The sequence below is a fragment of the Fluoribacter gormanii genome, assembly GCF_900156395.1.
Taxonomy (GTDB): Bacteria; Pseudomonadota; Gammaproteobacteria; order Legionellales; family Legionellaceae; genus Legionella; species Legionella gormanii.
Genome location: NZ_FTNL01000009.1, coordinates 80,243 through 95,303 on the forward strand (window position 1 = coordinate 80,243; position 15,061 = coordinate 95,303).

The window sequence follows — 15,061 nt, forward strand, 5'->3', positions numbered from 1 at the left end:
GTAAAACTCAATACATCACTTCAATTAATCATGTTTTTTTAGCCAATTTTTCTTCCGTTTGCTGAACAATCTCCTCTAAAAAAAGATCAATAGAGGTTTTCTTGGGGTTCGCTAATTTTTCATACTGTACTGAACCCTCAACAAACTGACATATTCTATCAAAATTCCCTTTCTTCGCTTGAAAAGCGAAAGGTCCTAAAATTTTATCAGCATTTTCGTTGATAGATACCCCATAAATATTAACAAGATTATCTAAAATTTCCTTGTAAGTGATTTTATAGAATTGGCATGGACCAGTTAATGGAGCTGGAACGTTAGGGTCCATCAAATAGACATAATCCGTTTCTTTTCCTCGCTCTGCCCCAACGATTAAAAGCGAATGGCTGCCTTCAATTGTTGTTTGAGGGCCTTGTTTCTTAGTATGAATTTGATATTTATCAGTACTGCTCTCAATGGTACATGATCCAGGAACAAATACGACACAAGGTTCTGTATAAATTACCATAGGACCGTACTCTTGAAGTATCTCCATAAGTCCATCAATCGGTTTTGAAGGATCCCACTCTGAACCCTCTAATTGATAGCAGGATGCAGCCAAATAAACCACTGCCTGATGGCAGAAAGGAGCCATGAGCTCGGGGTTATCTTGAGTTAAGTATAGATTCTCAGCATAATTTTCATGAGATCCTACCACTGATTTAACACATAATTTTAAATAATTTTGCATTGCAATTTTGGCATCAAAACCCGTTATATTTTGCAAACGATCAAGCGTTTTTTCTGCTAATGCGACACAATCAACGTATTCCTTTTTATTGAGGTATTCTTCAAAATCACCATATTGCTTATTCTTTTTGATATAATCGTTACAAAATTCAATATAGGTCTCTATCTGTTGTTTCAGTTTAGAGGTATCGGTAGATAGGAGCTTAAGGCTCTCCATGTCCTCTTCCAACTTTTTAATGAAGTTTTTTATCACCTCTTGGGTAATATTCTTATCTGTTTGTTCTGCAATAAAGTCATCAACTTCTTCTGATAACAATTTGACAGTATTTTTATCGAGTTCAATTTTATTTAATCCCCGACGATAATCTGAGAAAACTAACTCAATAAATCGTTCTTTTCGATGCTCTGGATCTCTATCATTTTTCCCAAAACGAAAGCGCAACGGATTTAGTGCATAGAGTGCACAAGTACCTCCTTTTTGAGCCGGTTGATTTCTAATTATATCAGGCTCACCTACATAGCGTTTACCGCGAGGAACATCAAGCAATAAAGTATCGGCTGTTTTGATAAGAAAATTAGGCATAATAATGAACTCAACAAAGATGTTATGTATAATTATTATACAGGTTGCCTATATTAATTTCCACTGCTGTATCATCGAATTAAATCGTCAACTGTGTACCCATCACTTTCTACTACCTTAGCAATCACCTGATTAAATTCATGAGCAATTAACTCTTTACATTGAGTCGTTATGGGCCCGTTAAGCGAAATTAAGTACTCACCTTCCTGATTTTTTGAGAATAAAACCCATAAAGACCGATTACTTACAGGGCGATCCTCACTTCCAAAATGGTTCGCATACCGATATTTAAGATGCGTCTGCCCCAGTTCTGGGACTGCTTTGCTGAAAAATGAAGGGGTAACATTCACCAAGACTCTTAATCGCGCTGGTTTTTGCAAAGCTATATTTAAATTAAATAATTTATTAACTGTTCTTTTAAGTGAGGTATTAAAACCAATTACTTCGGCCCAACTTAAATACTTAAGATAGAAATCAACAACCATCGAATGAAGTTTACTTTTCTTAAATCGGTTGGTTAGCCAGAGTTTGTTCCACCTATAAAATAAATAATGGCTTATTGTTAATCCAGAATCTTTAAACTCACTGTTTTTAATCACGTGCGAGCATTTTTGATACGATGCAGTTTTTAACTGTTGTTCATCAATCGATTTAATAAAATCAATGAAGGTATATTGATCGTCTGCTGCGATATTTAATCGTTTATATTCTGAAAACAAACCGACAACAGAATTATATTGAGTGCCTTCCCTGCCACTATGAATCTGGATAAATGGAATTTTCTTTTGCCGACTTAACTTGTAAAAAACAAGATGGCATGCAGCAATTAATCCCGTGCTGACATTCATATTTTTAGTTCTATGCCACTCTATAAATTGTTCTGCCTGATGCGAATCGATAGGATAATGGAATAAATACTTTTTCTGGCTGCTTATAGGCATAAAGTATTTATGTCCAAGATAGAGCATTTTGAACCCTTTATTATAATTCTGCCAAAAACTAATTTTATGTTTTAAATTCGTCTCATAAAGATGATTATTCTTTTTGACGAAATTAAGAAACAACTCCTTTTCTGGTTCCAGAATCAACGTTTTTCCTTGCGCCAGCATTTCATAGTATTTTTTAAATTGACTCAATACGAGATCACATGAGGGACCATCAACGATGATATGAGGGATGACCATATGTAATTCATGCAGATCACTATTTATCTTATAAAGAAATACTCGAATCAGAGGTTGATGGGTTAGCGGAATATCACTCCTCATATTATTTTGGAATTCTTGATCGAGTAACGTATCCTCATTGTCTAGAGAGATGTCTTTATAGATTAATTCAAATTGTCCTTTTTTCTTTAACACCTGGATTGGCACTTCAGTATTGAAGTTCAACCAAAAAGCACTATTTTGTCTCACAACAGCATCAAATGCTTGAGCGACATAATCCTTATTCAGCTTGCCTTGGATCTGTAATTGAGTTCCAACATTATAAGAATAGCCTTGCCTGTTAAGTACCCAAAAAACGTATTGAAAATCACATAAAGCGACTTCTTCGTCAACGATGTTTATAGCGGTATGGTGTGCTGCTTTATTATCAAAGCTAAATAAATTTTGTAATTCATCCGCAATATTCTTGGCTATCTTGCTAATACTTGGCTCATTAATAAAGTATTCTATTGATAAGTTCAGAGTTGGAATTTGCAATTTGTCATGAATACGATTGCGAATTTCGATGGCCATTAGCGAATCCAAACCTAATGAGAACAAACCATCATCCACTTCAACCTGTTCTATATCGTCTAACCCTAAAACATCCACCGTAATTTCGCGCAAAACTTGACTCAGTATGGCAATCGACTCTTCCTTAGTATGTTGGCGAAGAGAATTTAAGAAATGCTGATCGGCCGGCTGAGTATGCTTCACAAGCTCAACCAACCATGGCTGTTTCGGTGAATATTTGAAATAAATGTCCCAGTGGACAGGACATACAGCAATTTGCGCCAGTTGAGCGCTTAATAAAACATCAAGAACATCGATACAGTCCTTATCCATCAGATTAAAGCCACGTTGCTGGATTGCCTGACTCAGATTTGCAGTCATTCCCGTTGCATGAAAAGGCCCCCAATTAATCGAGAGTGCGGGTAAGCCTTGTTGTTGTCTTAAATGAGCCAATCCATCCAAAAACCCATTAGCCGCCACATAATTTGCCTGTCCCCTGGAACCTAATACAGAGGCTAAGGATGAAAACAAAACAAATAGATCCAATGGAATATCTTTAGTTAACTGATGCAAAATCAAGGCACTATCCATTTTCGCACTTAATACATTTTGCATCTCATCGTCACTTAAATTAACCAATAAGCCATCTTGCACCATACCAGCTAGATGAAATATGCCTTGTAGTGGCTTGGAACTCTGTTCAATCTCAGTAATGATCTGTTCCATTTGCTGATAATTACTGGCATCAGCCTGATGATGTTTTATAAATACTTGTTTTTTGCGGGCACGCTCGATCAGCGTTTTGGTGTCCTCGGAACATTCAGATCGGCTGGTAATGGCAAGGTAACGCGCCCCTCTACGGATGAGGTACTCAATTAAGGTTTTTGCCAAGCCTCCTGTCCCACCCGTGATCAGATAGGTTGCATCACTTTTAAATAACAACTCTTGTTGTACAAGATTTGTAGCAATTTGTACTCTCTTCAATCTGGGAATATAACATGTATCTCGGATTGCAAACTGATTTTCAACGCTGTTGGTAGCTAATAGATACTTTAATATCTCTGGCAAGGTACTCTTTGCATCCAAGTCGATTGAATAATTTTTAACAAGCTCAAGTTCGTTAGTAAAGGTTTTCCAAAAAGCACATGCCATAGTATGGTAAGGATTTACCTTATCTGTATCATGAATCGCATATGCATTTTCTGTAACCAATATAAAGCGATGAGGTCGCGACTTAAACATTTTCTGACAACAATGAAATAGATCATTGAATTGGCTTTGATTGTATAAGAACACTATGTTTTTATTCTCAATAGCCCCCAATTCATTCAGACCAGATATTAATTGATAATCCAGATCGCCCAAGATTGATTTTGCCTTATCTGGCTCATTGGATATCACGAACAACTTGGGAATCTGCTTTTGCGGCAGTAAATTGAACTTGAATGGACTCCATCGAGTTTGGTATAGATTCTGAAGATAGGATTCATAAGGAATAAAATGAGTTTGCGTCACTCTTCTTAGTTTAAATTTCTCAATTTCACCAATCAGAAAACCTGAATTATCATAAAATTTGATATCAAAACATAGCTCATTATCATGCTCAGAAGTTCTTTGCGTTAAACGCGCCCACACACTTCGAGGTACTTCCTGAGTTGTAGTCATTCGCGCAAACGAATAAGGCACATAAGTGGAATGCTCAAAATGATTCATTCTGAGTAATAAAATACTTTGCATCACCCCATCAAGTAAAATGGGCGGATAATAATAGTTGCGACCTTGGCTGCTTTTCAGCACTATTTTGGAAAGAATGCTGTCATGATGCAGGTAACTCTCGTGCAGAACCTGGAGTTCATCTCGATAAAATAGAGCATGTTTTTTAAAATACTCATAAATTTGCGATAAATCGAAGCAACGCTCAAAAGATGATTTTAAGTCATTCATATCAACCGATTCAGAAAGCGACAGCGATCGTGAATTGATTTCCATTTCAGAAAATAATTGCCAATCATCATCTTGTTTCGCATAAATATTGATTTTATATTGCTCGTCGCTTTTCGGCTTGACTTGCAACTGAAACTCTTGATCCTGCTTTGGACATAATGGACGTTCAATGTGAAATTGTTCAATAGAAAAAGAATCGCATCGCAATACAAGTTTTGCAGCCGCCAAACCCGACTCAATAAATGCGGTTGCTGGAAAAACCACTTTATCAAAAATCAAATTCTGATTGATGTATGTTAACTGCTCCAAATCCAGCTTGTTAGTAAATAAAAACTCATTTCCAGGCAATGAAAACATTTGTCCTAAAAGAGGATGCACGACATCAGCAGGCGGCTGAGTCGAGCTTTTTTTATCAAGCCAAAATTCAGTCGCATCAAATACATAATGAGGTAAATTAACTTTGTTAAACTCATGACTACTGTTTTTACAGTATAGATTCCAGTCGACTTGTTTCCCTTGCAGATAACTGGTCACAACAGAATTGAGTTCGGGCTCATTTTGCAGATCAAGAGTATTGCTTTTTCCGTGAGACAGAACATACTGGCCTAATTCCAACAATTGGCTCGCCTCTTGAGCTGTATGAGCAACTAAAGCCAATCGATAAGTATAATGCTCACGACAAGTAGCTGCTGTAAAGCAGATATCGTTAAAATCATCTGATGTTTTTGCCAAGTACCGTTGGTAACTTTGGGCTAAATGCTCCAGAGCAGTTTGTGAACTCGCCGAGAGAACCAATAATTGAGCTTTAGAGGCTGTAACAGATTTTGTTGCTCCCAACTCTGCAGTTTTAGGAAACTCTTGTAAAATTAGATGAGCATTAGTTCCACTAAAACCAAATGCACTGACCCCGGCACTTCGTAGCTTTGAGTCCGCCTCCCATTCGATGTTGTGTAAAGCGAGACGAATATCCCCCAGATGAATATGGGGATTTAATTTTTTAAAATGAAGCAACTTATAAATTTTCTTATTTTGCAAACTGATGACTGTTTTAATAACACTCGCCACACCAGCAGCACTTTCAAGATGACCAATATTAGTTTTAACGGCCCCAAGGTATAAGGGATTATTCTGAGTATGCCCCGTTCCGTAAACCTGATTGATTGCATGGACCTCTATGGGGTCTCCTAAAGGGGTACCCGTCCCATGTGCTTCAATATAACTGATGTCACCACTGGATAAATCCGTTTGACTTAAGGCTCTTTTCATTACCTCTTCCTGGCTTTTGCCATTAGGCACAGTCAATCCGGCAGAGCGTCCGTCACTATTTACTGCCGAAGCTTTAATAACCGCTAAAATGGTATCTTTATCGCGTAAGGCATCAGATAGTCTTTTCAGTAATAGGACACCACAGCCCTCTGCTCGTGCATATCCATCTGCACGTTCATCAAAAGTTTTACACTGACCATCAGGAGCTAAAGCTTTGGCTTTGCATAATGTAATGTTTGCTTCAGGCAATAACAAGACATTGACACCACCAGCGAGCGCATAATCAATTTCCCGGTTTTTTAAACTTTGACATGCATAATGAATGGCTACTAATGATGACGAACAGGCCGTATCCACACTGATTGATGGACCTTTCAAATCAAACGTATAGGCCACCCGTCCTGGAATCAGATTCGACACATTACCCGTTATCGAATAAACACTGAGTTCCTCGTTAGAAAAACCTGATTTCTCCAGTTGTGCATAGTATTCATTCGGACCTACACCTGCAAAAACCCCGGTTAAACTGCCGCGTAATGCCGCGGGCAAATAATTTGCATTTTCTATCGCCTTATAAGAGCACTCCAGAAAGATTCGTTGTTGAGGCTCCATCAATTTTGCCTCACGAGGACTAATACCAAAAAAGTTTGCGTCAAAACATTTAATGTTTTCAATTAACCCTAGTTTATTGACATAAGATTTTCCTGGTGCATCCATATCAGGATCATAATATTTTCGGTTATCCCAACGCTCTATGGGTATATCGTTTATCCCACTTTTTCCTTCTTCAAGTAACGTTTCAAAGGCATCAAGATCAGGAGCATTTGGAAAAGTACAACTCATGCCTATAATAGCAATTGCATCATCGTTTTTTTCTACCACTGGTTGATGGGCTTGTTTAATAACCAGCTGTTTCCCTAATTCCGACTCTATATGCTGAGCCAGTTTATTAATTGATGGATAATCAAAACCTATTGTCGCAGTCACTTTAAGGGTGGGTGCTAGCTTTTCTTTTAGCTTGGTTGCCAGTTCAGTGATCATCAATGAATCAAAACCAAGTTCAAAAAATCCCTCATCCTCATCCAGCTCGTCTACATCGGTTAGTTCAAGGATTTCTTTACAAATAAAACACACCAAATCGTTACAGACCTGGAATCGATTTGCTGCGCTAATTTCTAAATAATCATTAAGCCATGATGATAAATTCTTATTTGCAAATTGCTCTGCCGCACTCAGATTATCAGCTAAATATTTGTGAAAAACAGGTACAGGCTTAGGAACAAAATCAAGCATAAACTTGAGATAATCAGGGGAAATAATCACTGCATGGCTTAACTGCTCATTAATAAGAATTTTAATGAATGTATAACCTTGCTCATTACTGATTAAAGACTGTTTCAACCCTTGGTCTTGGGAGCGCTTTTTAGCCATACCAACCTCCCCCCAAGGCCCCCATTCAATCGCAGTTCCGACCATTCCCAAACGTCGACGTTCCGCAATCAAAGCATCTACGAAACTATTCGTACCACTGTAAACCGACTCTTTATTGCTGCCGAACACTGAGGAAATCGAAGAATAGACAACAAAGAAATCCAGATCGAAGTTTTTAGTTAACTCATGCAAATACCAACTGCCTTGCACTTTAGCAGAAAATAAATCATCTACATCATCACTGTTATGTTCCAATAATGGAGCTTTAACCGCTACGCCTGCTGCATGAATTATGCCTTTTAACAATCCATCAGCATTCAATTCAAGAAGTAACTGACGTACTTTTTCCTTATCACTAACATCCAAACTCACAGGACGAATAATTCGACCGGTATAATTAGATTGCATTTTTTTAATTGCTTCTTTTACTGCAGCTTTATCCACATTTCGTGACGTAAGGATAACTTCTCTTGCACCTGCTGAAAGTAAAGCTTGCGCCGTGACTAGACCTAAACCACCACAACCGCCAGTAATTAGATAACGACCCGCTCCATAGAGCGATCTCTTCTTATCCAACAATTTGGATTTTTGCAATCGCGCGATAAAACGTTTACTTTCGCGATAAGCGACGATGTGCTCGTAGCACTCCTCAAAATTATGCTTGATTTCATCGACAATTTGCCCAGCATAATTTTCATCCTCTGTTTTTTCCGTATCAATTAATACAGTATTCAATTGAGGCAGCTCTAGAACTAAAGTCCGGCAAAACCCAATCAGTGGGCTATCGCTCAGATTCAACTGACCTACTGCGAGTTCGGCAATTGCATTCGTAGTAAGCACAATTAGTTGCAATTTAATGGCTTTAATATCAAGCTCTTTAACCAGCGCCAAAAGCTTTTTGAGGGTGTTTTTTTGAAATTCGATACTGGACTCAATATCTGCTGTTGAAGGAGCATCCAGACCTACCGCAAAAATAATTCCATCCAATTGTTCCAAGGGAGGGTAGTCCTCCTCCAGCAGAATATCTAAACCCTGAGCAACTAGACGTGGAGCGAGCTGCTGGGCACCAATTAAAAGCCAATTATTCCCCTGCATTTTGCGATTAGTTCGGGTACAAGGTAGGGGTTGCCATTGCAATTGAAAACACCAATCTTGAGGCAAGGGTGCATCTTTAAGCTTGTCTTTTGTTTCAAACCAATGTTCTTCGCGAGCAAATTCATATAAAGGGAGTTTAACTTTTATAAACTGCGTGTTCAGCGAACGATAAAAATCAGCCCAGTTTATAATATAACCTGCTTGATAATCAGCCTGTAATTGCACCAATGAGCTTGGTTGTTGCAAGGACACAGGATTGCTTTTTTCCTTTTTGATCTGAGAGAGCGTGAATTCATTCTTTTCAATAATTGCAGCAGCTTCTTTCGCCGTGCATGCCTTAATGGCCACCCGAAATAAGAAATGACTTCGACATGTTGCAGCGGTATAGCATATATCCGCAAACTCCTCTTGCGTATTTTCTAAATACTTTTGATAACTTGCGAGAAGTAACTCAAGAGCGGTTTTACTTTTAGCTGAGATGACTAATAAGGACTCTTGCGGCAGTGTGCGTGCCTCTATTGTTCGTACAGGTGCTTCTTGCAGGACGATGTGTGCATTCGCACCGCTAAATCCAAATGAGCTCACACCGGCACAGCGCAACCCATCGTCCTTAACCCATTCCATGGTATTCAATGGAATAATGGTATTCTTTAACTCAATTTCTGGATTTAATTTTTTGAAGTTGAGATGTTTAAATATTTTATGAGTATGTAGACTTAAAACAGTCTTAATCAGACCGGCTACTCCAGAAGCGCTTTCAGAATGACCTATATTCGTTTTTACCGAACTGATATAAAGGGGCTTTTCTCTGCTATGGGATTCACTAAAAATTTTAGTCAGTGTATTTACTTCGATTGGATCAGCCAATGGCGTACCCGTACCATGTGCTTCTACATAATCAATATCTTTTGGTGATAATTGTGATTTGGCAAGTGCACTACGAATGACCTCTTCTTGAGCTATACCATTAGGAACAGTAAATCCCCCGCTCTTACCATCGCTATTAATGGAAGTTCCTTTGATTACCGCAAGAATATTATCATTGTCCTTAAGAGCGGTGCTTAATCGTTTTAAAACAATGACACCACATCCCTCACTTCGCGCATAACCGTCGGCATCCTCGCTGAATGTCTTGCAACGACTTTCGGGTGATAACATTCTGGCTTTTGAAAGGGTTATATTAGAATCGGGAGCCAGCAAGATATTGACACCTCCAGCGAGGGCCATATCACAATCGCCATTTTGCAAACTCAAACATGCATCATGGATGGCGGTCATCGATGAGGAACAGGCGGTATCAATTGCTTGTATTGGTCCGTGGAAATCAAATGCATACGCTACTCGACCAGGTATCGCATTTAAAACATTTCCTGTCGCAAAATAAATGTTTAGATCATCTAGACCTACACCAAGACCGGCTAGTAATCGTGGATACTCATTCGTACCACAACCAACAAAAACCCCGGTTTTACTGTCTTTAATCGCAGCCAAAGGTAAATTTGCATCTTCCAAAGCATGATAGCTAGTTTCCAGAAACACCCGTAATTGAGGCGACATGAGCTTCGCTTCACGTGGGCTGATATTAAAGAAATCGGCATCAAAATTTTTTATATTTTCAATTAAGCCCAGTTGTTTTATATAAAGTCGACCTAAAGCATTAACATCCGGATCGTAAAATTTCTCATTATCCCATCGCTCTAAAGGAATATCAGCCATACCACTTTCGCCACGTTCTAATAAGGATAAAAACGCATCAATAGTTTCTGCTTTGGGAAAACGGCAACTCATTCCAATGATCGCAATAGGTTCATTGCTGAGCACATTGACAGTAGGTTGTCGATAAACTGGCTCTGGCATCTGGATTTGTTGTATGTGTCTGGCCAACTTGTCCAAAGTTAGAAAAGCGGGAATTGACATTTTATAGGAAAATAGTTCATAAACACGCTGCTCGAGTTCTGTTAATGACTCCTGGACGAACCCTAAAGAACCGAAATCCTGATATTCATCAATGTGAATGTGTTCTTTTTTTAAAAGAGATTGTATTTGAACGGCAAGCTTGTCTTTAATCGTTTCCACTTGCTGTTCTTTGGGTTGCAGCCATAAAGTATTCAACCCATTCTTGTTTCTAGGTTCATGCCAATAGGGCTTTCTATCAAAATAATAAAGTGGTAAATCTGCTTTATTAAATGGAACATTATCTGGATCGATTTTTATATTAAATCCTGCAAGATACGCCTCATGAATCTGATGGGCATCGGCACTTATATTTTTTGTCTCTTTTTTTACAGTAATCTTGTGCAGCTCATAATCATCAGCCTCAATCTTTTGAATCAAGGTCTCTTTATCTCGAGTAACAATGGCACAACGATATTTAAAATGATCGCGACAGTTGATGAGTGTAAAACAAATATCATGTAAACTCGTCGGCGTCTCTCGAAGATAGAATGCATAACGTGCCAACATGTGCCTTAATGAATACTCACTATTTGCTGAAACAACAAAACATTTTTCCTGCCCATCATCAAATGATGCGGATGCTACAGTATCATTGAATGTGGCTTCTTCAATGATGGCACTTACATTAGTACCACTAAAGCCGAAATTAGATATTTGTACATGCCTCTTTTTATTTTTTTGCTTCTTAAAAGCAATGGCTTGTACAGGAAAAAGTGCGGGTATACTTTCAGGATCTATAGTTTTATTCGGCTTTGCATAATGTAGATTGGCTGGAATTGTTTCATGCTTTAATGCGCCAATAGCTTTAATCAGCGATGCAACCCCAGATGATGCAATACTGTGACCTATATTACTTTTTACCGCGCCAATAATCAGAGGCTTATCTTGAGTATGATGCCCTTTATGGATCTGTTGAATTGCATTAAATTCAACTGAATCACCAACAATTGTCCCCGTTCCATGAGCTTCAATATAATCAATATCACTTGGAGTTAAATGAGCTTGTGCCAGCACTTCGTAGTGCAATGCAATTTGTGATTTAATATTTGGAGCAACCAAAATCGTCCCATCATCACCATCCTGATTCATGACAATACTTTTGAGTACTGCATGGATTGTGTCTTGAGCTTTAATCGCATCACTTAAACGTTTTACAATAACAACACCACACCCTTCGCTGCGTACGTAACCATCTGCATTGATATCAAAGCTGCTGCATTGATCCTGCGCAGATAACATGTTTGCTTTAGTCACACTGATAAAACTTTCAGGGCAAAGACTTAGATGAATACCACCCACAATAGCCATAGAACATTGCTTCGTTCTCAACGAGGTTGCTGCAACATAGAGCGCTGCCAATGAAGAAGAACAGGCTGTGTCTACAGCCATGCTGGGTCCTTTTAAATTGAGAACGTGGGAAAGTCGTCCTGCAGCAGCACTGCTGGCTGCACCAATCTGGGTGTATGCATTAAATTCGATATTGTCTTTATAATTGAGTTGGCTGTAATCCTGAGTGGAACAACCATAGAATACCCCAGCAGTTGAATTATTTAATGAGTCCAGAGGAATGTTGGCATGATTTAAAGCACGAATCGCTACTTCTAAAAAAAGGCGATGTTGGGGATCCATTTGTTTGGCTTCAACTGCAGATATCTTAAAAAAAGATGCATCGAACAACTGAGGATTATTAAGAAAACCGCCTTTACGGCCAATTATTTTATCGGCTTTCTCACGATCAGGATCATAATACGCATCAACATCCCAACGATCCTTTGGCATTTCTTTAATAGGCGAAAGCCCCTGGAGCAGCATCGCATAAAATGCCTCAACATCTTCTACATCCGAATCAACACCAGGAAATTGGCAATTCATTCCAATGATTGCAAGGGGTTCATTAAGAATGTCTTTTAGATTATGTTCCTGGTTTTTTTTCACCACTTTATAATACTCCCATACCACCAGAGGCAATACCATTACGTTTAATGGTGCTCACCGCCGAAGGCAGTGCACAAAATAAAAATAAAAAATAGCAATAATAAGGACTTATAACAAGACACTGAATTTTTGTATGATAGGATAAACACATCTTGGTTTTGTTTATTGCTGAATATCAGTTTCTTTTATATAGTTATTCAACATATCCCCACTCGCTTTATTTCATCTACAAACTAGAACGTCATGGCTCAAAATTTTATTCACAAAGTGCGCTGAAAAAGAGCATCATGACCCTCATACTTATTTAATAGCACAAAAGATTCAATAGAACAAAAAAACAGAGCAAGATTACTTGTTTGTCGCTGTGTGGCGAGGAGTTACATTTGATTAATACAACACTCCATGCTAGGTTATTTATTTAGAATCGTTAAATGACGGAAAATAACATTAAAACGTATGGCCAGGCTTTAAAGCAAATTCGTTCCTTAATGCGACGAGTGACTCTTCATTCTTCAGAAGTAAAATTAATTAAAAATCAGATTCAAGAGAGCTATACAAGTTTTGCACATATTATTTTTGATACATCTTTTTTAAATTGGGGACTATGGAATAAACGAATATATAAAGAATACGCTGCATTGAACTTTGATTTTTCAAAAATATGTACGATTCAAGATATATATTCCCCCTTACTTGTCTTTTATCTAATAAGACCCTTAGTAAAAATGCAATTTTTTGATAAAAAACTGCTTGAAATTGGGTGTGGTAATGGTATTGGTTTAAGAGTTAGTTCCGAATTATTAAAAACAAAATACGCTTTAGGTGTCGATTTAACCAAAGAATTAGTAAACCATGCGCACCATAATTTCTACAAAGAAAACAAAATCAATTATATTCAATCCGATGCAGAATGTTTACCTTTTGCAAATAACAGTTTTGATATTATAACAAACCTTGAAAGCTCACATCTTTACCCACAAATTGATCTTTTTTTTTCAGAAGTAGAGCGTGTTTTGTCTCCTAATGGTTTTTTTTGTTATTCTGATCTTAATATTAGCGGTAAATTACAAGCAAAAAGATTAGAAGAATATCTAAAGGCAAGGAACACGTTAAAAGTCATTCAAAAGGTAGATATAACTCGAATGGTTCAATCAGCTATTTATCATCGCTTAATTTTAAATGAGAAAAAAATATTGCCTTATATCTATTCGATGCTGGATGATGATGAAAATGGAATGGGATCAGAACTTTCAGATTTCGTCGGCTCGATGGGATTAGCATTTCTTCCCTGGTGGTTTTTTTTGTTTAAAAAATCAGCTTTGAGTCACATTGCAAAAAAGGAGCGTAAAAAAACCGTTATCTATGGTAAGAAACTTTATTTTTATTATTTAATTCAAAAGGTTAATCAATGAAGATCATGGATGTAAAGACCATAGATTATTTTTATGGCGATGAAGAGAAAATCAAAAACATTCTATACGAATCGACCGAACCGCTACTCATAAAAATAAAAAACTTTAGGGGTAATTTTAATTTAGATTATTTTGAAAAACACATTCATGCAGACACAACCTATGCTACGTTTGAAAATAATCGTCGCGTTGCACATCAACCTGCTGATTTTGGTTCAATAATAGCTAAAATAAAACAAAATATGCCCTACCGAATCTTTGGTCAAATTCTTACCGAAAAACAGTCTGCCGAGATTGAAAAGCATATACCCCTTTGGCAACATATTCCCTTAAGGCCGAGATACTTTAATAAAACTTTAAAAGTAATCTATTTCTTTGGTGGCCAAAACACGCATACCTATATGCATTATGACAGAGAGCATTGCAGTAATCTTCATGTATGTTTAAGCGGAAAAAAGAGATTTTTATTATTTACTCAAGATCAAAGCGAAGCGCTTTATAAACTTCCTTTTGTAAGCGATAGCCTGATTGACTTTAGCCGACCTTTGGAAGAAATTAATCAACAGTACCCAAGAACACAACAAGCTGAGGGGTATCGAGTTACGCTTGAAAAAGGGGATATGTTATTTATGCCAAGAAATTGTTGGCATTATACTGAATATCTAGAGCCCTCTTCTTCCGCGTGTTACATTTTTTATCCTAAAAAAATACTGCATATTTATGGGTATTTTACGGGATATTTTTTCCTCGGGTTTAAAGAGCCAACTGGCTTTTTAATTAGTAATTGGCCAATCGTTAAAAAGTTTAGCGAGCGTTATGCCTTAGCGACTGGAGTAAAAAAGTATCTGATGAAAATGATTGAATTTATAATATTTCCAATCATCTTACCTATTGTAAGCATACTTGCGATTATTGCTCATAAATTAAGGCCCCGCCGCGTTTATTAGTGGAAAACATTGGACTTCAATGCATTACTGCTCACTGCGCTCAAATCC

General features: G+C 37.6%; 4 protein-coding genes. 2 read left to right on the forward strand and 2 right to left on the reverse strand.

Annotated features, from left to right (window positions below; translation table 11 throughout):
* Window positions 1-28: 28 nt before the first annotated feature.
* Together BW930_RS07365 and BW930_RS07370 are read right to left on the reverse strand one after the other, a co-directional pair.
* Window positions 29-1,309 carry a hypothetical protein gene (locus tag BW930_RS07365; protein ID WP_058468511.1) on the reverse strand — a complete coding sequence of 427 codons (1,281 nt, stop codon included), beginning with the start codon at window positions 1,307-1,309 and terminating at the stop codon, window positions 29-31.
* Window positions 1,310-1,380: 71 nt separating this feature from the next.
* The gene (locus BW930_RS07370) at window positions 1,381-12,657 is read right to left on the reverse strand and encodes an SDR family NAD(P)-dependent oxidoreductase (protein WP_274519379.1); all 11,277 of its coding nucleotides are present in this window, start codon (window positions 12,655-12,657) and stop codon (window positions 1,381-1,383) included.
* Window positions 12,658-13,085: 428 nt separating this feature from the next.
* Between BW930_RS07370 and BW930_RS07375 the strand changes: the two genes are divergently transcribed.
* Together BW930_RS07375 and BW930_RS07380 are read left to right on the forward strand one after the other, a co-directional pair.
* A complete protein-coding gene (locus BW930_RS07375) occupies window positions 13,086-14,066 on the forward strand; it encodes a class I SAM-dependent methyltransferase (protein ID WP_058468513.1) in 981 nt (326 codons plus the stop codon).
* Window positions 14,063-15,013: a cupin-like domain-containing protein gene (locus tag BW930_RS07380; RefSeq protein WP_058468514.1), complete on the forward strand. Its 951-nt coding sequence runs from the start codon at window positions 14,063-14,065 to the stop codon at window positions 15,011-15,013. The genes BW930_RS07375 and BW930_RS07380 overlap by 4 nt, the downstream gene beginning before the upstream one ends.
* The last annotated feature ends 48 nt before the right edge of the window (window positions 15,014-15,061 follow it).